Source organism: Leifsonia sp. NPDC058248, assembly GCF_042881905.1.
Lineage (GTDB): Bacteria > Actinomycetota > Actinomycetes > Actinomycetales > Microbacteriaceae > Leifsonia.
In genome coordinates, this window is the sequence record NZ_JBHVXB010000004.1 from 62,281 (window position 1) to 82,587 (window position 20,307).

The following is a 20,307-nucleotide window of genomic DNA, read 5'->3' on the forward strand; positions in this document are numbered from 1 at the left end:
GAGGAACGAGGACGTCGCGGCACGGCTCAGTCCGCCCGGCCCGACCCGATCGCGCCGGAGCCCACCGGCACCGGCGTGGAGGCGACGACGCGCCTCACGATGTCCGCGATCACCGGCGCGCTCTCGTGGTGGTGGCCCAGTGCCCGGCTCGTCGGCAGCAGGCGGTGGCCGAGAACGGCGACGGCCAGGGAGTCGATGTCGTCCGGCAGCACGAAGTCGCGACCCTCGAGGGCGGCCTTCGCCTTGGCGGCCCGCACGAGCTGGAGCGTCGCGCGGGGACTGCCGCCGAGCCGCAGATCGCGGTCCTCGCGCGTCGCTCGCACGATGTCGACGGCGTACTGCTTCACGGGCAGGGAGGCGAAGACGCCGCGCGCGGTGGCCATCATGGCCCGCAGCTGCTCGGAGGTGACGACCGGACCGATCCGTGAGAGCGGGCTGGACGTATCGCGCGAGTCGAGCATCGCCCGCTCCGACTCGTCGTCGGGGTAGCCCATCGCGATGCGCGCCATGAACCGGTCGCGCTGAGCCTCCGGCAGGGCGTATGTGCCCTCCATCTCCACCGGGTTCTGAGTGGCGACCACGATGAACGGCGCCGACAGCGGGTAGGTGGAGCCGTCGACCGTGACCTGCCGCTCCTCCATGCACTCGAGGAGCGCCGACTGGGTCTTGGGGCTCGCGCGGTTGATCTCGTCGCCGATCACGATGTTGGCGAACACGGCGCCCGGCTTGAACTCGAATCGGCGCTCGGCCTGGTTGTAGACCGAGACGCCGGTGACGTCGCTCGGCAGCAGGTCGGGAGTGAACTGGATGCGGCTGACCGTGCAGTCCACCGACTTCGCCAGCGACTTCGCCAGCATGGTCTTGCCCACGCCCGGCACGTCTTCGATGAGCAGGTGCCCCTCGGCCAGCAGCACCGTCAGCGCCGTCGTGACCGCGTCGTGCTTGCCGTCGATCACGGACTCCACATTGTCGGTGATCTGCTCCGCGGCGCGTCGCAGCTCCACCAGGTCCATGCCCACAGAGGGCTCGCCGGTCACCTCGTCCGGGGCGACAGTGGACTCGGTTGGCTGACGCGTCGCGTAACTGTTCATGTCTCCTGCAAATACTCGTAGACGGCCGAAGGGACGTACGGGCTCACGTCGCCGCCGAGCGCCGAGACCTGGCGCACGAGCGAACTGGAGACGTGGGCGTTCGCGGGATTCGGGAGGAGGAAGATCGTCTCGACCGCCGCGAGGTTTCTGTTGACGATGGCCATGGGCGTCTCGTAGGCCACGTCGATCTGCGAACGGATGCCCTTGACCAGCACGTGCGCCCCGACGTCCGTGCAGTAGTCGACCAGCAGGCCGACGCTCCAGGATGCGACCACGATGTTGCCGGTGATGCCGGCGTCTTCGATGGACCGCTCGAGCAGCGAGACGCGCTGGGCGATGGGCAGCAGCGCGCCTTTGTCGGGGTTGTGGACCACGAGCACATGCACCTCGTCGAACAGGCCCGCGGCACGTTCGATGACGTCGAGATGCCCGAGGGTGACCGGGTCGAACGATCCAGGGACAACGGCGATCCTGTTCATAGACCTTCAGACTATCCCGGCATACCCTGCAATTCGTTGTGAATCCGTTACCGAAATGTTGCGGGCGTGTCACGACCGGGCGAACGGTCAGGACTTGCCGAGGAAGGCCCGCTCGCTCTCGTCGAGGCGTCGCGCGAGCGCGGCAGCGAGAGCCGGATGTCCGGCCAGCCCGTCGTCCGTCTCCAGCGTCTCCTGCGCGGCGGTCCGCGCCTCCGAGATGAGCTCCCCGTCGCTGGCGACCCGGAGGAGCCGCAGAGACGAACGGCCGCCGGACTGCCTGCTCCCCAGCACGTCGCCTTCGCGCCGCAGCTCCAGGTCGATGTTCGCCAGTTCGAACCCGTCGAGTGTGGCCGCCACCGCCTCGACGCGCTCGCGCGCGAGCGTCTCCTGCTCGGCGCCGGTGACCATCAGGCAGATGCCCGGGACGCCGCCGCGACCGACGCGGCCGCGCAGCTGGTGCAACTGCGACACCCCGAACCGGTCGGCGTCGAGGATCACCATCGCCGACGCGTTCGGCACGTCCACGCCCACCTCGATCACCGTCGTCGCGACGATCAGGTCGAGGGCGCCTGCGGCGAACGACCGCATCACCTCGTCTTTGACATCGGACGGCAGCCGGCCGTGCAGCACGCCGATCCGGGCATCCGCGAAGAGCGGGTCGGCGCGCACCTGGGCCGCCACCGTCTCGACGCTGGCGATGGGGCGAGTGGGACCCTCCTCCGGCTCCACCTCCTCGCCGTCGTCTTCGACGTCTTTGCCCGTGATCGCCGGGCAGACAACGAACACCTGACGGCCCTTCGAGATCTCCTCCGCGGCACGCTCCCAGATGCGGCGCTCCCAGCCCGGGCGGTCGGCGAGCGGCACGACGAAGCTCTCGATCCCCTGACGGCCGGCCGGGAGCTGCGCGATCGTCGAGACGTCGAGGTCGCCGAACACTGTCATCGCCACGGTTCGCGGGATCGGCGTGGCCGTGAGCACCAGCACGTGCGGCGGCGTTCCTCCTTTGGCCCGTAGCGCCTCGCGCTGGTCGACTCCGAACCGGTGCTGCTCGTCGACCACCACGAGGCCCAGATCGAAGAAGGTGACGGCGTCGCCGAGCAGCGCGTGCGTTCCCACCACGATGCGGGCCTGACCCGAGACCGTGCGCAGCAAGGCCTTCTTGCGCTCGGCGGTGGTGAGCTGACCGGTCAGCAGCGTCGGCATCAGCCGGGCAGCCAGCTCGGGCCCGAGCACCCCGACGATGGAACGCAGATGCTGCCCGGCCAGCACCTCCGTGGGCGCGAGCAGCGCGGCCTGACCTCCGGAGTCGGCCACGGCGAGCATCGCCCGCAGCGCCACCAGCGTCTTACCCGAGCCGACCTCGCCCTGCACCAGCCGGTTCATCGGAGCCGTGTCGGCGAGATCGCGCGCGATCTCGCCACCCACCGTCGCCTGGTCGTCGGTGAGCGTGAACGGCAGCGCGGCGTCGAAACGCTCCAGGAAGCCACCGGGGACGGCAGCGCGCGGCGTCGTCGCCGTAGAGCGCGAAGCGGCACGCTGCTGCAGCAGTGCCGCCTGGAGCACGAAGGCCTCCTGGAACCGAAGAGCGTCGCGCGCCCGCTGCCAGTGCGAGTCCTTCTCGGGACGGTGGATGCGTTCGAGGGCGTCGCGGAACGCGAGGAGTCCGCGGTGGGTGGCGACAGCATCCGGAACCGGGTCGTCGACCGGCCCCAGCGCGTCGAGCGCGAGGGCGACGGCCTTCTGCACCTGCCAGCTGGCGACCGTGCCGGTGGCCGGGTAGATCGGGATGGGCGTCTGAGCCCAGTTCTTCGCGGCCGCAGTGCCGGCAGCCAGCCCGGCGACCTCATCCGGTTCGAAGAGCTCGTAGTCCGGATGCGCGAGCTGGAGCGCTCCCCGGTAGTCGGAGACCTTGCCGGCGAAGATGCCGCGCACGCCCGGCACCAGGTCTCTGGACCGCCAGGCCTGGTTGAAGAAGGTGAGGGTCAGAATGCCCTCGCCGTCGGAGATCTTCACCTCGAGGATCGAGCCGCGGCGCGCCCGCATCGGGCGTTCCTGCACTCGGAGCACTTCGGCGACGATCGTCACGTTCTCGTCGATCGGGAGGTTGGCCAGGGCGGTCAGCTCTCCGCGCTTCGCGTAGCGGCGCGGATAGTGGCTGAGCAGATCGGCGATGGAACGCATCCCGAACGCCTTCTCGAACGCCGAGGACGTGCGCCCGCCGAGCACGCCGCTCAGCTTGGAGTCGAGGGTGATCGCGCCCTCGACGGCGGGCGTGGAGACGGAACTCATGGTTCGATCGTATGCGTCCCCGCCGTCAGAGCGGCGACCTCCTCCTGCACGTGAGGATCCTCGGGTCGCTTGCGGGCCAGCTCGGTCTGGATCGCGAGAGCCTCCCCGGTGCGCCCGACCTCGCGGAGGCAGCGCGCGAGCGTCCACTCGGCCCAGAACAGCTGGTCGTCGGTGCCGTCCTCGCGTGCGACGGTCAGCGCCTTCGCGAACTCCTCCAGCGCCGAGGCGGGCGCGCCCTGGTCGAACAGACGCCATCCGCGGTTGTTGTGCAGGCTGATCGCCCAGCGCCAGGTGCGCCGGTCGCGGGTGTTCTCGAGTTCGGCCAGCCCGGCGCGCGTCCACTCCGCCGACCGTTCCGGGTCGGCGATGGCGAGCATGTGCGCAGCGTCGACGGCCAGGAACACGTCACCGTCGCGGCGCGCGTTGGCGAGCGCCTCCTCGAGCAGCGGGATGGCCTCGGCGGACCGGCCGGCCGAATTGCGCAGACGACCGCGCTCCAGCGGGATGCGGATCCCGAGCTGGCCGATTCCGGGCTCCAGCGAGTCCAGCAGCGCCTCCGCCTCGTCGAAGCGCTGTTGCAGGCCCAACGCCCTCGCGCGCTGCGTCTCGAGTTCCGCGCGAACCACTTCGGAGCGGTCGGGTTCGGCTGCCGCCTGCGCGAAACGTTCCGCGGAGGCGATCGGGTCGTCGAAGTTCCACAGGGCGTCGAGCTCGCTCTGGTCGAGTCGTTCGTCCATCCTCATATCTTCGTGGTCCGGATGCCCTGGCCGCTAGGCTCGAATGACCATGACTCGTATCGTCGCCGGTTTCGCCGGCTCGCTCAGTCTCCAGGTGCCCAAGAACGGCACGCGCCCCACGAGCGACCGGGTGCGGGAGGCCATCTTCTCCGCCCTCGAGGCGCGAGACGCTTTGCGCGGTGCTCGCGTGCTCGATCTGTACGCCGGTTCCGGCGCGCTCGGGCTGGAGGCTGCGAGCCGTGGAGCCTCCCGCGTGATGCTGGTCGAGCGGAGCGCCGAGGCAGCAGCGACCTGCCGGTCGAACGCGTCCGCCGTGCTCAAAGCGGCCCCCCGCAGCGCGGCGCCCTCCATCGAGGTGCGGGCGACGGCGGTGCAGACCTTCCTCACCGGGTCGGGCTCCACCTACGACCTGGTGTTCATCGACCCGCCCTACGAGCTCGACGACGCCGAGCTCCTCGCGACGCTCACCACGCTCGTGCACCGGCTGTCGCCGCACGCGATCGTGTGCGTCGAGCGCAGCACCCGCTCGGGTGAGCCGACCCTTCCGGCCGGTCTCGTGCTCGACCGGCAGAAGGAGTACGGCGACACGACCCTGTGGTGGCTCGAGCCGGAGCAGTAGCCGCTCGGTGACCCCGGGGCCCACGCAGCCGCCAGGGGCGAGCCGCCGGTTCAGCCCCCGTGGCCGTCCCAGCCGACGTACGGGTCCCATCCGCCCCGCTCGTCGAACGGACGCCCGCCCACCGAGAGTCCCGCGCCGCTCACGACGGCACCGATGGCCCGGAAGCCGCCCGGGAGGGCGGTGCCCGCCGGGAACGTCGCGAGCAGGCTGTGGTCCTCTCCCCCGGTCAACGCCACCTCGACGTCGTCGCCCAGCGCCGACGGGTCGAGGTCGATGCCGACCCCGCTCGCCTCGGCGACCCGGCGGGCGTCGAGCGCGAGCCCGTCGCTGAGGTCGAGCATCGCGGTCGCTCCCGCATCCGCCGCCCGTGGACCGTCGCCGATCGGGGGCGCCGGCCGCAACTGTGCGCCGACGAGCTCCGGATGCTCGCGCAGCACCTCCTCGAAGCGCGCACGGTCCGGCTCGCCGGCGCTGTCCACCGCGCGGGCGAACAACAGCCGCAGTCCGGTCGCGGCGGCGCCGAGCGGCCCGGACACGGCGACCACGTCGCCCGCTCGGGCCCCGCTGCGCAGCACCGGCTCGCGGCCGGCGAGGTCGCCGAACGCGGTGACCGCGATCGTGAACGTGTCGGACACCGAGAGGTCTCCGCCGACCACACCGCAGCCCGGCGCCAGGGCAGCGCAGCCGTCGCGCAGGCCGTCGGCCAGCGACTCCAGGTCGGAGACCGGCGTGCTCGACGGCGCCGCGATCGCCACGACGAGTGCGGTGGGGACGGCGCCCATCGCCGCGATATCGGACAGATTGGTCGCCGCGGCCTTCCAGCCCAGGTCGTACGGGGTCGACCACGCCCAGCGGAAGTCCGGTCCGTGCACCATCATGTCGGTGGTGACGACGTAGCGGGCATCCGGAGCAGACAGCACGGCGGCGTCGTCGCCCGGTCCGACGATGGTCGCGGAGGAGGCGGGCAGACGGGGGAAGATCCGCTTGAGCGCCTCCCGCTCGGACGCCTCCCCGAGCGTCACCTCGGCCGTTCCGCTCCCAGACATCGTCATGCATCAAACGGTAGCCTGAAACCGATGCCCAGACGCCACACCGCACGCGCGGTGACCCTTGCCGTGCCCGTGCTCGCCGCCGCTCTCCTCGCCCTTACCGGATGCACGCCGACGGTGTCGCTCGACCCGGCGTCCGGCGCCAACGATCCGGGCTGCGCCGAGGTCTCGGTGCGCCTGCCCGACACGGTCGCCGGCAAGGCGCAGCGGGAGACGAACGCGCAGGCGACCGGCGCGTGGGGCGACCCCGCGGCCGTCCTGCTGCGTTGCGGAGTGCCGCCGATCGGGCCGACGACCAAGCCGTGCATCACTGTGAGCGGAATCGACTGGGTGCTGATGACCGATCCGGCGGCCAAGACGATCGTCTACCAGACGTTCGGGCGCACTCCGGCCACCGAAGTGATCATCGACCACGTCTCCGGCGTCTCGGATGCGGCGGTGCTGCCCGAGTTCTCGGGCGCGATCGCCGCGATCAAGCAGACCCAGAAGTGCCTCTCGACCCTCGACACCGACTCGACCCCGTCCCCCACGCCCTCCCGCTAGCGCCGAGGGGTGGCGAACGCACCCTGAACCCGCGGTTTCGGCTGCATTGGCCACCCCTCGACGGGCTGGTGGCCGGGGCGGGGCCGGGCGGTCAGGCGCGGGCCAGAGCCACCGAGATCAGTTCGTCGATCAGGGCCGGGTAGCCGAGGCCCGACTCCTGCCAGCAGCGCGGGAACATCGAGATCGGAGTGAAGCCCGGCATCGTGTTGATCTCGTTGATGACGAAGCCGTCGGCCGTCAGGAAGAAGTCGACGCGGGCGAGGCCTTCGCCGCCGATCGCGTCGAACGCGGTCACGGCGAGCTCCTGCATGGTGGCGAGTTCCTCGGCCGTCAGGTCGGCCGGGCACACCAGGTCGATGCCCGGAGCGCCGAGGTACTTGGCGTCGAAGTCGTAGAAGTCGCGCCCGGAGATCACGATCTCGCCGGCCACCGAAGCGCGCGTGGCCTGGCCCGGGCGTCCGCCCAGCACGGCGATCTCCACTTCGCGGCCCACCAGCGCCGACTCGATGAGCACACGATCGTCTTCGGCGAACGCGATGTCGATGGCGAGGCCCAGCTCGGCCCAGTCGTTCACTTTGCTCACGCCGACGCTCGACCCGGCCCGGGCCGGCTTGACGAAGGCGGGGAGGCCGAGGTCAGCGGCCGACGCGCGCACCGCATCCGGATCCGTGTGCCATTCGTAGGCCGTCACCGTGCGCCAGGGCGCCACCGGGATGCCCGCCTGCTGCAGCACGCTCTTGGTGAAGTGCTTGTCCATGCCGAGCGAGCTGGCGAGGACGCCGCTGCCGACATACGGGAGGTCGACCAGCTCGAGCATCCCCTGGATCGTGCCGTCTTCGCCCCACGGACCGTGCAGGATCGGGAACACCAGGTCGACGTCGCCCAGCGAACGCGTCTCGCCGTTCTCGGTCACCGTCAGCTCGCGTGTGCTCGCCGACTCCGGCCAGTGGATGCGCGTGCCGTTGTCGTGCACCGTCGGCATGCTCTCCGCGTTCAGCGCGAACAGCGCGGCGTCGTCTGGCTGCAGGGTGAAGGCGCCGTCGGACGTGATGCCGACCGGGATGACCTCGTACTTCTCACGGTCGATCGCTGTGAGCACTCCCGCCGCCGTCGCGCAGCTGATCGAATGCTCGCTTGAGCGACCCCCAAACAGAAGAGCGACCGCGAGTCTGTCCGTCATCCGTAGTCCTTTCACCTTGGGGTTCGTCCGAATCCGTGGTGAGATGCGGCGCCATGTCTTTCGGATCGAGCGTACCGGCAAGCACCTGGCTCACCTGGCGCACGATGGGCATCTCCACTCCGCGCGCCTCGGCGAGCGTGAGGATGGGCGCGACCGAGGCGAGACCCTCGGCCGTCTGGTTCATCTGCTTCACGACGTCGTTGAAGCTGTAGCCCTGGCCGAGGAGACGGCCGGCGGTGTTGTTGCGGCTGAGCGACGACTCGCAGGTGGCGATGAGGTCGCCGAGCCCGGCGAGACCGGACAGGGTCACCGCCTCGGCGCCGTAGGCGACGGCGAAGTCGGTCATCTCGACGAGACCGCGCGTGATGATCGACGCCTTGGTGTTCTCGCCGTAGCCGACGCCGTCGACGATGCCGATCGCCACGGCGATGAGGTTCTTCAGGACCCCGCCGAACTCCGTGCCGATCACGTCGGTGTTCACGAAGCTGCGGAAGTAGCGGTTTGTCGCGGCCATCGCGACGGCCTGCGCCGTCTCCAGGCTCACAGACGAGACGACGGCGGCGGTGGGCTGCTCGCGGGCGATCTCGAGGGCGAGATTGGGCCCAGAGGCGACGGCGATGCGCTCGGGCTCGATCGGCAGCCCCTGGGCGATCACCTCGCTCATCCGGAGGCCGGTGCCCTTCTCGACGCCCTTCATGAGGCTCACCACGACCGTCTCCGGCCCCAGGAACGGCGCGATCGCCTCCAGGTTGGAGCGGAGCATCTGACTCGGGATCGAGATGAAGACCTGCTCGGCGCTCTGGATCGCGTCGCCCAGCTTGGACGTGGCGCGCAGGTTGCGGGGCAGGTTGATGCCCTCGAGGTAGTCGCTGTTGCGCTTGACCTCGTTGATCTCGCGGGCCAGCTCAGGCCGCCGCGCCCAGAGCACGACGTCGGAGCCGCCGTCGGCGAGGATCTTGGCGAACGTGGTCCCCCAGCTCCCCGCCCCGAGGACGGCGACGCGTTTGGGCGCGACCACCGGCTTCCTGCCAGCGTTAGCCTTCAAAGCGGCCCGTCTCCTTCTGGTCGTGCTCGGCGGGGTTCCACCGGGTCTCAGGAGCCTTCTCGCCGCGGAGGTCCTCCAGCAGCGCGGTGACGGCGTCCATGATGACGGCCGTCGCCTCGGTGAGCGTGGCCGCGTCGAGATTGCGCCCGCGGAACACCGAGAGGTCGACGGGGTCGCCGACTTTCACGGTGATCGTCTTGCGCGGGAAGAGGCTGATCTTCTTGGCGTAGCGGGCCATGACCTGCTGAGTGCCCCAATGGGCCATGGGGATCACCGGGATGTCGTGCTCCAGCGCCATGCGCGCAGCGCCCGTCTTGCCGCGCATCGGCCACAGGTCGGGGTCGCGGGTCAGCGAGCCCTCCGGGTAGACGATCACGATGCGGCCGTCGTCGACGATCTGCTGCGCGGCCTTCAGCGGGGCGGACCCGCGGGGCGACCCCGCGCGCTCCACCGGCACCTGGCCCGACTTGCGGAGGAACCACCCGAGCACGGGAACCCGGAACAGACTGCCCTTCGCGAGGAAGCGCGGCATCCGCCCGAGATGCCAGGTCACGATGCCGACGGCGACCGGGTCGATCTCGGTGTAGTGGTTCGGCGCGACCACGAAGGCCCCGCGGCGCGGGAGCTTCTGGCCGTCGACGATCCGGAAGCGCGCCAGGATGCTGAACAGCGGAATGATGATTCCGGCGAGCACCCAGAAGATCGACGGCGTGCTCGTCTCCTTGCGAGGGAGCTTGGAGACAGGGTTCTGCGCTGAAGAGGGTTGACTCACCACCCCATTATCCTTCGAGAACGAAGTCGGCTCCCAGCAGCTCCAGCTTGGTGATGAAGTTCTCGTACCCGCGGCTGATGATCCCGACGTTGCTGACGGTCGAACGTCCCTCGGCGCTGAGCGCCGCGATCAGGTGGCTGAAGCCGCCGCGCAGGTCGGGGACCACGATGTCGGCGCCGTGCAGGCGCGTCGGGCCGGTGATGACAGCCGAGTGGTTGAAGTTGCGCTGGCCGAAACGGCACGGGTGGCCGCCCAGGCACTCCTTGTGGATCTGGATGGTGGCGCCCATCTCGACGAGCGCGTCCACGAAGCCGAAGCGCTGCTCGTACACGGTCTCGTGCACGATCGAGACGCCCTTGGCCTTGGTGAGGGCCACGACGAGGGGCTGCTGCCAGTCGGTCATGAACCCGGGGTGCACATCCGTCTCGATGACGACCGGCTTGAGCTCGCCGCCGGGGTGGAAGAACCGGATGCCGTCGTCGTGGATCTCGAAGGCGCCGCCGACCTTGCGGAAGACATTGAGGAAGGTGAGCATCTCGGGCTGGCGTGCGCCGCCGACGTAGATGTCGCCGCCGGTCGCCAGCGCGGCCGCGGCCCAGCTGGCGGCCTCATTGCGATCGAACAGCGCGGTGTGGCTGAAGCCGACCAGCTTCGACACGCCCTCGATGCGGATGACGCGGTCGGTGTCGACCGTGATGATCGCGCCCATCTTCTGCAGGATGTTGATGAGATCCATGATCTCGGGCTCGATCGCCGCGCCCTTGAGCTCGGTGATGCCCTCGGCACGGACGGCGGTGAGGAGCACCTGCTCGGTGGCTCCGACGCTCGGGTACGGGAGCTCCAGCTTGGCGCCGTGCAGACCGTTCGGGGCGGTCATCCGGATGCCCGTGGGCAGCTTGTCGACGATGGCGCCGAACTTGCGCAGCACCTCGAGGTGGTAGTCGATCGGGCGGTCGCCGATGCGGCAGCCGCCGAGGTCGGGGATGAACGCCTCGCCGAGGCGGTGCAGCAGCGGTCCGCAGAACAGGATCGGGATGCGGCTGGAGCCGGCGTGCGCGTCGATGTCGGCCATGTGGGCGCTCTCGACATTGCTCGGGTCGAGGAGGAGTTCGCCCTCGTCGGTGCCGTCGGTGACCTTGACGCCGTGGATCTCGAGCAGACCGCGCACGACCCGCACATCGCTGATGTCGGGAACGTCGCGCAGCACGCTGGGACCCTCGCCGAGGAGGGCGGCGACCATCGCCTTGGTGACGAGGTTCTTCGCTCCCTTCAGCTCGATGCGGCCGCGGAGCGGGATGCCTCCGTTGATGGAGATGCGATCGCCTTTGAGCCCCACGTGGGCTCCTGCTGCTTGGGCGTCCTGAAGGAGTGATGTCAAAGTTTCACCGGTAACGTCTTGGGCCGCCAGCTCTCGCGACGGGCTTCGAATTCTGTGATGTGCGCCTCGTCGCGCAGGGTCAGACCGATATCGTCCAACCCTTCGAGCAAACGCCATCTAGTGTAATCGTCGATGTCAAATGACACCGTGACCCCACCGACGCTCGCAGTCTTGGCAACCAGATCCACCGTCGCCTCTATTCCCGGCTCCGCCTCGATGGCGGTCCAGAGACGCTCGGCGTCCTCCTCGCTGATCTGGCCGGCGAGGAGTCCCTGCTTGCCCGCGTTGCCGCGGAAGATGTCGGCGAACCGGGGGCTGAGCACCGCGGCGAAACCGTAGTCGCGCAGCGCCCAGACGGCGTGCTCACGCGATGAGCCGGTGCCGAAGTCGGAGCCCGCGATCAGCACCCGCGCGCCCTGGTACGGCGCCTGGTTGAGGATGAAGTCGGGGTCTTGACGCCAGGCGTGGAAGAGGGCGTCGTCGAAGCCCGTCTTGGTCACGCGCTTGAGGAACACCGCCGGGATGATCTGGTCGGTGTCCACATTGGAGCGGCGGAACGGTACGGCGACGCCGGTGACCGTGGAGATCTTTTCCATCAGGCGCCCACCTTCTCTCCCCGGCGCGCATCCGAGCCGTCACGGCCCGGCGTGTCGCCGCCTTCGTCGCCCTCGAGGTCCCAGGGGCTGGAGAGCGTTCCGCGGATGGCCGTGGCCGCCGCGACCAGCGGGGAGACCAGGTGCGTGCGGCCGCCCTTGCCCTGCCTGCCTTCGAAGTTGCGGTTGGAGGTGGAGGCGCAGCGCTCCCCCGGCGCGAGCTGGTCGGGGTTCATGCCGAGACACATCGAACAGCCGGCGAACCGCCACTCGGCGCCGAACTCCTCGACGATCTTGTCGATGCCCTCGGCCTCGGCCTCGATGCGCACGCGGGCGCTGCCCGGGACCACCATGACGCGGACGTTGTCGGCCTTCTTGTGGCCCTTGATGACCGAGGCGAAGGCCCGCAGGTCTTCGATACGGCTGTTGGTGCACGAACCCATGAACACCGCGTCGACCGGGATGCTCTTCATCGGCGTTCCCGCCGTGAGATCCATGTACTCCAGGGCGCGTTCTGCGGCCGCGCGCTCGTTTGCGTCGTCGATGTCGGCGGGGTTCGGGACGCTCTCGCTCAGCGAGACGCCCTGGCCGGGGTTGGTGCCCCAGGTGACGAACGGCTCGATCTCATCGGCGTCGAGGTACACCTCGGCGTCGAAGACCGCGTCGTCGTCGGTGGGCAGCGTCTTCCAGTAGGCGACCGCGTCATCCCAGTCCTGACCGGCCGGCGCGTGCGGACGGCCCTTCAGGTAGGCGAAGGTGGTCTCGTCCGGCGCGACCATCCCGGCGCGGGCGCCCGCCTCGATCGACATGTTGCAGATCGTCATGCGGCCCTCCATGGAGAGCGCGCGGATGGCACTGCCGCGGTATTCGAGCACGTAGCCCTGACCGCCTCCGGTGCCGATCTTGGCGATGACCGCCAGGATGATGTCTTTCGCCGTCACACCGGGACGCAGGTCGCCCTCGACGGTGATCGACATGGTCTTGAACGCCGCGAGCGGCAGAGTCTGCGTGGCCATGACGTGCTCGACCTCGCTCGTGCCGATGCCGAGCGCCATCGCGCCGAACGCGCCGTGCGTCGAGGTGTGCGAGTCGCCGCACACGACGGTGATGCCCGGCATGGTCAGGCCGAGTTGGGGGCCGACGACATGCACGATGCCCTGCTCGACGTCGCCCAGCGAGTGCAGCCGGATGCCGAACTCCTCAGCGTTCCTGCGCAGGGTCTCGATCTGGGTGCGGCTGGTGAGGTCGGCGATGGGCCGGTCGATGCCGATGGTCGGCGTGTTGTGGTCTTCGGTCGCGATCGTGAGGTCGGGACGACGCACCGGACGCCCGGCCAGGCGCAGTCCGTCGAAGGCCTGCGGGCTGGTGACCTCGTGCACGAGGTGCAGGTCGATGTAGATGAGATCGGGCGAGCCGTCTTCGCCTTTGACGACGAGGTGATCGCGCCAGACCTTCTCGGCGAGGGTCAGAGCCTGCCGGTCGGCGGAGACGGAACGGCTCTCGGATTCGCTGCTCATGGGGTCGTGTACTCCTTGCTTGCTTCGGTGGTCAGCCAACGACGAACTCCGCGACGAGGGAGGCCCGGAAACTAGGACTCGTCGCGGCAGCTAAGGAGAAGCACACCGTAAAGCACGATTTCAGGTTATCACCCGAGCCGCCGTGAACCTGGCAAACGCGCTCGGCCCGGAGCTACGCGGCGAGCGATTCGACCACGACGACGGTGACGTTGTCGCGTCCCCCGGCCTCGACCGCCGCCTCCACCAGCGCGTCGGCGGCGTGGTCGCCGCGGACGTCGGTGAGGATGCCCGAGATCTGCTCGTCGGTCAGCTCCTTGGTGAGCCCGTCGGAGCAGATCAGGAAGGTCTGGTGCCCCTCGATCGGCAGGATCAGGACGTCGGTGTCGACCAGGTCTTCGGCGCCCAGCGCCCGCGTGATGACGTTGCGCTCCGGATGCACGAGCGCCTGTTCCGCGGTGATCAGGCCCGCGTCGAGCATCTCCTGGACGGCCGAATGGTCGACGCTCAGCTGCTGGAGGACGTGACCGTCCCACTGATACACCCGGGAGTCGCCGACGTTGACGACCATCCAGCGCGGCTCGTCGCCGCTCTCGGGGTCGCGGACGCGGACGACGCCCGTGAGGGTGGTGCCTGCGACAGCGACCCCCGACTCGTCGGCTCCGGAGAGTGCGCGCACGGCAGCGTTGGCTTCGTCGATGGCCGCGATCACCTCATCCGGGGTCGGCAGGGTGCCGGACGGCACGGACGCCGCCAGCGTCTCGACCGCGGTGCGGCTCGCCGCGTCTCCGCGCGCGTGACCGCCCATGCCATCGGCGACCACGAACACGGGGTCGGCGGCCAGCAGGCTGTCTTCGTTGACGTGACGTACGGCCCCGACATCGCTGCGTACGCTCACGTCGACTGACGTCATCTGGCGGTGCCCTCCTCGGTGTTGCCGGCCGGCCCGCCCGGGGCCGGCTGGTCCGCTTCGCCGGACTCGTCCGGGTCGTCGCCGTGGATGGCCTCGGCGACGGTGGTGCCGCTGATCTTCAGCTTCACCAGACTTGCAATCGTAGCGACCGCCATCGACAGGATGATCACCGCGAGCGACGTCCAGGTGCCGATGTCGGGCGCCCACTCGATGGGATGACCGCCGTTGATGAAGGGCACCTCGTTCTCGTGCATCGCGTGGAAGACGAGCTTGACGCCGATGAAGGCCAGGATGAACGCGATCCCGTACTTGAGGTATTCGAGCTTGTCGAGCAGATGCCCGAGGAGGAAGTAGAGCTGGCGCAGGCCCATCAGCGCGAACACGTTCGCGGCGAACACGATGAACGGGCTCTGCGTGATGCCGAAGATCGCGGGGATCGAGTCGAGCGCGAACAGCAGGTCGGTGGTGCCGAGCGCCAGGAAGACGATGATCAGCGGCGTGAACATGCGGCGGCCGTCCACGAGGGTGCGGAGTTTGAAGCCCTCGTACTGCTTGGAGACCTTCAGGCGCTTGCGCATGAAGCGGACGAAGGCGTTCTCCTCGTCTTCGTTCTCATCGTGCGTGCTGAAGGCCTGGTGGATGGCCGTGTAGAGCAGGAACGCGCCGAAGATGTAGAAGATCCAGCTGAAGCTGGCAATGAGGGATGCGCCGAGCACGATGAAGATGCCGCGCAGCACCAGCGCGAGGATGATGCCCACCATCAGCACTTCCTGCTGGTATTTCCGCGGCACGGCGAACCGGGACATGATCAGCACGAACACGAACAGGTTGTCGATGCTGAGGCTGTACTCCGTGAGCCAGCCGGCGAGGAACTGCCCCGCATGCTCGGCGTCGCCGATCAGGAACATCAGCAGGGCGAAGATCAGGGCGAGCGCGACATAGAACGTCACCCAGAGCGTCGACTCCTTGGCGCTCGGGATGTGCGGCCGCTTGAAGACGATCAGCAGGTCGAAGGCCAGGATGAGCAGGAGGACCACGAACGACGTGATCTCGAACCAAGCAGGAAGAGCAAGCTCCACGGGGTGTTTACCTTTCGAAGGGCGCCAGAGACACGGGCCGAAAGTCTCTCCCGCACCCATCCAGTCGGGTGCCGCTGTGCCCGGGAACAATGCGATCGTTCCGTGATGACGTCCACAGCGCCGACCCGCCGTGGGTCGTCCGGGATACTCCCCTTCGCTCCGGGAAGTCTACAGGAGCCTCCCGCTCAGCTCGTGCCCGGTCTCGTGCCCGGTCCGACGGTGTCGTGGGCCTCGCGCAGGAGGTCGACGGCGATCTCCAGCCAATGGCTCTTCACGTAGCCGGACGCGAAGACGCGCGCGACCTTGTACTGGACCTCGGTGCGATGGACGTGCTCCGTCACATCCGGAAGCTCGATGGCGACAGCCCGGAAGGCTTCGATGAGCTCGAGGTCCCTGGCGTCGAATCCCGCCGTGAACTCGTCCCAGCTCGCCTGCACCATGTCGCCTCGCCCTCCCCGCCGGAATGTCTCCCGTCATCTTCCACCGCTCCGGATGCCCGGTCTACCGTTGCGGCCATGAGCGACGAATCGGACGACGCTGTCACGACGACCATGCACCGCCGGTTGCGACGCGGCGCATCCTCGAGCTCGAGTTCGTCAGCGGCGACGTGTACCGGTACTGGGTGGTCCCGGCGCGGGTGTGGCGCGAGCTGTGGGATGCCGAGAGTGCGGGGCAGTACTTCACCGGGCGCATACGGGATGTGTGCCCGACGGAGAAGGTGCGGTAGCGGTCGCGCAGGCATGCGAGAAGCCCCCTCGAACCGTGGTTCGAGAGGGCTTCTCGTGATGGTGTGACCCCAGCGGGATTTGAACCCGCGTTACCGCCGTGAGAGGGCGACGTCCTAGGCCGCTAAACGATGGGGCCGTTTTTGCAACTCAATGAGTATGCCACACTCCGGGCGCGGGTTCCAAAACGGGAGCCGGCGCCCGGGCGTGGCGGGCGAAGGACGCTCAGGCGAGCATCCGGAGCGCCCCGGGAACGACCGAGACCTCGACGGGAAGCGGGCCGATGCGCTCGCCGTCCGCGTACGCGACGACGTCGGGAGCGCTGAGCGTAATGCTCCGGACGCTGCGGAAGGAGACCTCGGGGAGGTCTGTATGCGTTCCGGAGAATACGCGCGGGAAGACCCGGAGGAAGCGGAGTCTGGACATCCTGGCGACGACGAAGAGGTCGAGCATCCCGTCGTCGAACCCGGCGTGCGGGACGATGCGCATGCCGCCTCCGAGCGAGCGGTTGTTCGCCACCGAGATGAGCATCGCGCTGGTCTCGAAGGGGACGCCGTCGGCGACGACCTCGTAGTGGATGGGGCGCAGCGTGGCGAGCTCCCGCAGCAGGGCGAAGACGTAGCGGCTGCGACCGCGCGGACGGGTCATCAGGTTGGCACGCTCGTTGACGGTCGCGTCGAAGCCGGCCGAGAGCACACCTGCGAACCAGGTGCTCAGCTCGCCGTGACGGACGAGGCCGGCGTCGATGACACGCGGCGGCCGGTGGAGGGCGTCGAGCAGCGCGTCGATCGCGGCCTCGGTGTCTCGCAGCGGGATCCCGAGGCCGTCGGCGATGTCGTTGCCGGTGCCGCTCGGCACGATCCCGAGCGGGGTGGGGGTCTGCGCGACGATGTTGGCGCCGAGGTTGACCATGCCGTCACCGCCGACAACGACGAGGGCGTCCGCCCCGGCGGCGACGGCACGCTCGGTCTCCCGCCGGAGCAGCTCGATGTTGGCCGCGCCCACGTCGACGACTGTGTGGCCGGCCGCGCGCAGGCGCTCGATGGCGCGCGGTCCCACGTCGCTCCGATGGCCGAACGACGCCATCGGGTTGACCGCGACGACGACGGTGAGGGATGCGGCCATAGGTCACGATTATGGCCGACTCCCCCACCGCGGGCCCGCAACATCCCTAGACGGGTCGTTCCGCGGGTCGCCGCATCCGGGGTCAGAGGCGGATGCGGCGGAGCAGCTGCGCGTTCAGCGCCACCACGATCGTCGACACCGACATGAGCACGGCGCCGAACGCCGGGGACACCACGATGCCGATGCCGATCGCCACGCCGGCGGCCAGGGGAAGCGCGACCACGTTGTAACCGACCGCCCAGGCGAGGTTCTGCAGCATCTTGCGGTAGGTCGCCCGCGACAGCCGGATGACCTTCGCCACCCCGCGCGGATCGCTGGAGGCCAGGACGATCCCGGCCGACTCGATCGCCACGTCCGTCCCCGCGCCGATCGCGATGCCCACGTCGGCCTGCGCCAGCGCGGGCGCGTCGTTGACGCCGTCGCCGACCATCGCGACCCGGGAGCCGTCCTTCTGCAGGGCGGCGACGGTGCTCGACTTGTCGCCCGGCAGCACTTCCGCGTACACCTCGTCGATGCCGAGCTGCGCCGCGACCGCCTCGCCGACCTCGCGCGAGTCGCCGGTGAGCATCGCCACGCGTATGCCGCGCTCGTGCAGCGTGCGCACGGCTTCCGCCGACTCGGGCCGCACGACGTCGGCGAGGGCGATCAGCCCGAGCACCTCGTCGCCGCGCAGCACGAACACGACGGTCCGGCCCAGCTTCGCCGCGTCCCGCGAGGTGTTGACGAGTTCGGCCGACGGCGTGACACCACGCTCGGTCAGGATGCGCGGCGCACCGACCGTGACCTCGTAACCGTCGACGACCCCGGTCGCCCCACGGCCGCCGAGCGCCTGGAACGAGTCGACCTTCACGAGCCGGAGCGAACGTTCCACCGCCTCCGCGACGATGGCACGGGCGATCGGATGCTCGGCCGGGGCCTCGACGGACGCTGCCAGCGCGAGCACCGCATCCTCGTCGGCGTCGTCCGCCACCGTGACGGCCACGACGCCCTGGCGGCCCTCCGTGAGGGTTCCCGTCTTGTCGAACAGCACGACGTCGATCAGCCGGGCGTCCTCCATCGCGTGCCGGTCGCGGATCAGCAGTCCGTTGCGCGCGCCGATCGCGGTCGATATCTGGGCGACCAGCGGGATCGCCAGCCCGAGCGCGTGCGGGCAGGCGATCACGAGCACCGTGACCACGCGCTCGAGGACGAACGCCGGATCGTCCGGCCGCAGGAACACCCACACCACCAGGGTGAGGGCGGCGGAGGCCAACGCCACATAGAACAGCCAGGCTGCCGCGCGGTCGGCCAGTACCTGGGTGGGAGACTTGCTCGCCTGCGCGTCGGAGACCAGTCGCATGATGCCGGCAAGGGCGGTGTCGCCGCCCACTTTCGTCACGCGGACGAGGAGCGACCCGCTGCCGGAGATGCTCCCGGCGACGACCTGCTCGCCGACCGTGCGCGGGACGGGCTGGGACTCGCCGGTGAGCAGGGACTCGTCCAGCTCCGACGAGCCTTCGACGATCGCGCCGTCCACCGGGACCGCCGCGCCCGGACGCACGCGAACGAGGTCTCCGACGCCGAGGTCACCGACCGCGACCGTCTCGGATCGTGCATCCGGACCGCTGCCCAGAACGCGCTCGGCCTCATCCGGAAGCAGCTTCGCCAGCTGGCCGAGCGCATCCTGAGCGCCCATCACCGCGGACATCTCGATCCAGTGGCCCAGCAGCATGATCAGGATCAGGGTGGCGAGCTCCCACCAGAAGTCCATGCCCGGCAGACCGAAGGTCACGGCCAGGCTGTAGCCGAAGGCGACGACGATGGCGAGCGAGATCAGGGTCATCATGCCGGGGCGCCGACTGCGCAGCTCGTCCACGGCGCCGCGCAGGAACACGAGTCCGCCGTAGAAGAAGATGGCGACGCCGAAGACGGCGGGGATGTACTGGCTGCCCGGGAAGCGGGGCCCGCTCAGGCCGAGGATCTCCTGCAGCCCCGGCGAGAAGACCAGGGTCGGGATGGTGAGCACCAGGGTGAGCCAGAACTTGCGCCGGAAGATCGCCGGATCGTGGCCGGCGTGGTCACCGTGGTCGCCGTGATCGCCATGCGGGCCGTGCTCGTCGTGCTCGTGAGCCGCATGGTTCATCGCCGAGTGGTCGTGCTGCTGCGTCGTCTCGTCCATATCCACGCCCCAACGGTACCCCCTAGGGGTATATTCCTCAACCGTCTCCGGGATGCTCGCGAGAAAGCGGCCGACGAGTTGCAGCGCGGGCACGATTGGGTATTTCCTGGAGCCATGAGACTCACGAAGTTCGAACACGCCGCCCTGCTCCTCGAAGAATCCGGTAAGAAGCTCTTCGTGGACCCCGGTTCGTTCACGTCGCCGCTCACCGACACGGCCGACACCGTCGCGATCGTGATCACCCACGAGCACGCCGACCACTGGACCCCCGAACAGCTGAGGCGCATCCTCGAGCTCAACGAGGAGGTGCCGATCTTCGCGCCGGAAGGCGTCGCGGCCGCCGCCCCGGACTTCGACATCACCGTGGTCCACGCGGGCGACACCGTCGAGGCCGAGCCGTTCACGCTCCGCTTCTTCGGCGGGAGACACGCGGTCATCCACTCGAGCATCCCCGTGGTCGACAACCTCGGCGTGCTCATCAACGACGAGCTCTACTACGCCGGCGACTCGTACACGATCCCCGAGGGCGTGGAGGTCGACGTGCTCGCCGTGCCCGCCGGAGCGCCGTGGATGAAGATCGCCGAGTCGATGGACTACGTACTCGCCGTGAAGCCGAAGCGCAGCTTCCCGACCCACGAGATGGTGCTGGCGCGCGCGGGCAAAGACATGTCCAACGGGCGCATCAAGTGGGCCACGGAGCAGGGCGGCGGCGAGTTCTTCGCGCTCGAGCCCGGCGACTCGCTCGACCTCTAGCGACCGTGGTCGGCCAGGATCTGGTCGACGTCGATGGTCTTGAGCAGGGCCGGCCAGTCGATCGCGCGGGCCACGTCGGCCAGTTCCTCGTCGGCGAGCACCCGGCCGCTGCGCTCGACCGTGATGCCGACCGGCACCAGGCGGTTGAGCTGGGCGAGGATGGCGTCGTCGACCGCTTCGGTGTCGAAGTCGGCGCCCACCCGCGCGTAGTAGTCGCTCGAGAGGGTGTATGACACGATTCCGGTTTCGATTCGGCTCATAGGCC

At 69.3% G+C, this 20,307-nt stretch carries 21 protein-coding genes and 1 tRNA gene; 4 read left to right on the forward strand and 18 right to left on the reverse strand.

Annotated elements, in window-relative coordinates; all coding sequences use genetic code 11:
• Positions 1–26 precede the first annotated feature (26 nt).
• From ACFVV5_RS07830 to ACFVV5_RS07845, 4 genes are all read right to left on the reverse strand, one after another.
• Positions 27–1,091, reverse strand: coding sequence for an AAA family ATPase (locus tag ACFVV5_RS07830; protein WP_387241512.1), 1,065 nt, complete (start codon positions 1,089–1,091; stop codon positions 27–29).
• Entirely contained in the window at positions 1,088–1,570 is a 483-nt protein-coding gene (coaD, locus tag ACFVV5_RS07835; RefSeq protein ID WP_387241515.1) for a pantetheine-phosphate adenylyltransferase, read from the reverse strand. The genes ACFVV5_RS07830 and coaD overlap by 4 nt, the downstream gene beginning before the upstream one ends.
• A gap of 87 nt (positions 1,571–1,657) precedes the next feature.
• Positions 1,658–3,859, reverse strand: coding sequence for an ATP-dependent DNA helicase RecG (locus tag ACFVV5_RS07840; RefSeq protein WP_387241518.1), 2,202 nt, complete (start codon positions 3,857–3,859; stop codon positions 1,658–1,660).
• Positions 3,856–4,596: a hypothetical protein gene (locus tag ACFVV5_RS07845; RefSeq protein ID WP_387241521.1), complete on the reverse strand. Its 741-nt coding sequence runs from the start codon at positions 4,594–4,596 to the stop codon at positions 3,856–3,858. The genes ACFVV5_RS07840 and ACFVV5_RS07845 overlap by 4 nt, the downstream gene beginning before the upstream one ends.
• 49 nt (positions 4,597–4,645) lie before the next feature.
• On the opposite strand from ACFVV5_RS07845, the gene rsmD reads away from it, so the two are divergent.
• Complete coding sequence (gene rsmD / locus ACFVV5_RS07850) at positions 4,646–5,215, forward strand: 16S rRNA (guanine(966)-N(2))-methyltransferase RsmD (protein ID WP_387242363.1); 570 nt, start codon at positions 4,646–4,648, stop codon at positions 5,213–5,215.
• A 50-nt stretch (positions 5,216–5,265) separates the two neighbouring features.
• On the opposite strand, the gene thiL is transcribed toward rsmD, so the two are convergent.
• Complete coding sequence (gene thiL / locus ACFVV5_RS07855) at positions 5,266–6,267, reverse strand: thiamine-phosphate kinase (protein WP_387241524.1); 1,002 nt, start codon at positions 6,265–6,267, stop codon at positions 5,266–5,268.
• 24 nt (positions 6,268–6,291) lie between these two features.
• Between thiL and ACFVV5_RS07860 the strand changes: the two genes are divergently transcribed.
• The gene (locus ACFVV5_RS07860) at positions 6,292–6,807 is read left to right on the forward strand and encodes a DUF3515 family protein (protein WP_387241528.1); all 516 of its coding nucleotides are present in this window, start codon (positions 6,292–6,294) and stop codon (positions 6,805–6,807) included.
• A 91-nt stretch (positions 6,808–6,898) separates the two neighbouring features.
• Here the strand turns inward: ACFVV5_RS07860 and ACFVV5_RS07865 are convergent, their stop codons facing one another.
• The 9 genes from ACFVV5_RS07865 to ACFVV5_RS07905 form a co-directional block, all read right to left on the reverse strand.
• Positions 6,899–7,987, reverse strand: coding sequence for a D-alanine--D-alanine ligase family protein (locus ACFVV5_RS07865; protein WP_387241531.1), 1,089 nt, complete (start codon positions 7,985–7,987; stop codon positions 6,899–6,901).
• Entirely contained in the window at positions 7,884–9,032 is a 1,149-nt protein-coding gene (locus tag ACFVV5_RS07870; protein WP_387241534.1) for an NAD(P)H-dependent glycerol-3-phosphate dehydrogenase, read from the reverse strand. Before ACFVV5_RS07870 ends, ACFVV5_RS07865 begins: the two co-directional genes overlap by 104 nt.
• The gene (locus ACFVV5_RS07875) at positions 9,022–9,804 is read right to left on the reverse strand and encodes a lysophospholipid acyltransferase family protein (RefSeq protein WP_387242366.1); all 783 of its coding nucleotides are present in this window, start codon (positions 9,802–9,804) and stop codon (positions 9,022–9,024) included. Before ACFVV5_RS07875 ends, ACFVV5_RS07870 begins: the two co-directional genes overlap by 11 nt.
• Before the next feature lie 7 nt (positions 9,805–9,811).
• Positions 9,812–11,140, reverse strand: coding sequence for a UDP-N-acetylglucosamine 1-carboxyvinyltransferase (murA, locus tag ACFVV5_RS07880; protein ID WP_387241537.1), 1,329 nt, complete (start codon positions 11,138–11,140; stop codon positions 9,812–9,814).
• 38 nt (positions 11,141–11,178) lie between these two features.
• Positions 11,179–11,778: a 3-isopropylmalate dehydratase small subunit gene (gene leuD / locus ACFVV5_RS07885; RefSeq protein ID WP_387241540.1), complete on the reverse strand. Its 600-nt coding sequence runs from the start codon at positions 11,776–11,778 to the stop codon at positions 11,179–11,181.
• Complete coding sequence (leuC, locus tag ACFVV5_RS07890; RefSeq protein WP_387241543.1) at positions 11,778–13,292, reverse strand: 3-isopropylmalate dehydratase large subunit; 1,515 nt, start codon at positions 13,290–13,292, stop codon at positions 11,778–11,780. Before leuC ends, leuD begins: the two co-directional genes overlap by 1 nt.
• A gap of 172 nt (positions 13,293–13,464) precedes the next feature.
• Positions 13,465–14,202 carry a PP2C family protein-serine/threonine phosphatase gene (locus ACFVV5_RS07895; RefSeq protein ID WP_387241546.1) on the reverse strand — a complete coding sequence of 246 codons (738 nt, stop codon included), beginning with the start codon at positions 14,200–14,202 and terminating at the stop codon, positions 13,465–13,467.
• A complete protein-coding gene (locus tag ACFVV5_RS07900) occupies positions 14,199–15,281 on the reverse strand; it encodes a TerC family protein (protein ID WP_387241549.1) in 1,083 nt (360 codons plus the stop codon). Before ACFVV5_RS07900 ends, ACFVV5_RS07895 begins: the two co-directional genes overlap by 4 nt.
• Before the next feature lie 185 nt (positions 15,282–15,466).
• A complete protein-coding gene (locus ACFVV5_RS07905) occupies positions 15,467–15,721 on the reverse strand; it encodes a hypothetical protein (RefSeq protein WP_387241552.1) in 255 nt (84 codons plus the stop codon).
• Positions 15,722–15,744: 23 nt separating this feature from the next.
• On the opposite strand from ACFVV5_RS07905, the gene ACFVV5_RS07910 reads away from it, so the two are divergent.
• Entirely contained in the window at positions 15,745–16,008 is a 264-nt protein-coding gene (locus ACFVV5_RS07910) for a KTSC domain-containing protein (protein WP_387241555.1), read from the forward strand.
• 64 nt (positions 16,009–16,072) lie between these two features.
• Here ACFVV5_RS07910 and ACFVV5_RS07915 read toward each other — a convergent pair.
• The 3 genes from ACFVV5_RS07915 to ACFVV5_RS07925 all read right to left on the reverse strand — a co-directional run bounded on the left by ACFVV5_RS07915 (position 16,073) and on the right by ACFVV5_RS07925 (position 19,289).
• Positions 16,073–16,145, reverse strand: a tRNA-Glu gene (locus tag ACFVV5_RS07915).
• An 86-nt stretch (positions 16,146–16,231) separates the two neighbouring features.
• Positions 16,232–17,131 carry a diacylglycerol kinase family protein gene (locus tag ACFVV5_RS07920; protein ID WP_387241558.1) on the reverse strand — a complete coding sequence of 300 codons (900 nt, stop codon included), beginning with the start codon at positions 17,129–17,131 and terminating at the stop codon, positions 16,232–16,234.
• Between the two features lie 82 nt (positions 17,132–17,213).
• Entirely contained in the window at positions 17,214–19,289 is a 2,076-nt protein-coding gene (locus ACFVV5_RS07925) for a heavy metal translocating P-type ATPase (protein ID WP_387242369.1), read from the reverse strand.
• Positions 19,290–19,403: 114 nt separating this feature from the next.
• On the opposite strand from ACFVV5_RS07925, the gene ACFVV5_RS07930 reads away from it, so the two are divergent.
• The gene (locus ACFVV5_RS07930; protein ID WP_387241561.1) at positions 19,404–20,042 is read left to right on the forward strand and encodes an MBL fold metallo-hydrolase; all 639 of its coding nucleotides are present in this window, start codon (positions 19,404–19,406) and stop codon (positions 20,040–20,042) included.
• Here ACFVV5_RS07930 and ACFVV5_RS07935 read toward each other — a convergent pair.
• The gene (locus ACFVV5_RS07935; protein ID WP_387241564.1) at positions 20,039–20,302 is read right to left on the reverse strand and encodes a hypothetical protein; all 264 of its coding nucleotides are present in this window, start codon (positions 20,300–20,302) and stop codon (positions 20,039–20,041) included. The genes ACFVV5_RS07930 and ACFVV5_RS07935 overlap by 4 nt on opposite strands.
• Positions 20,303–20,307: the final 5 nt, after the last annotated feature.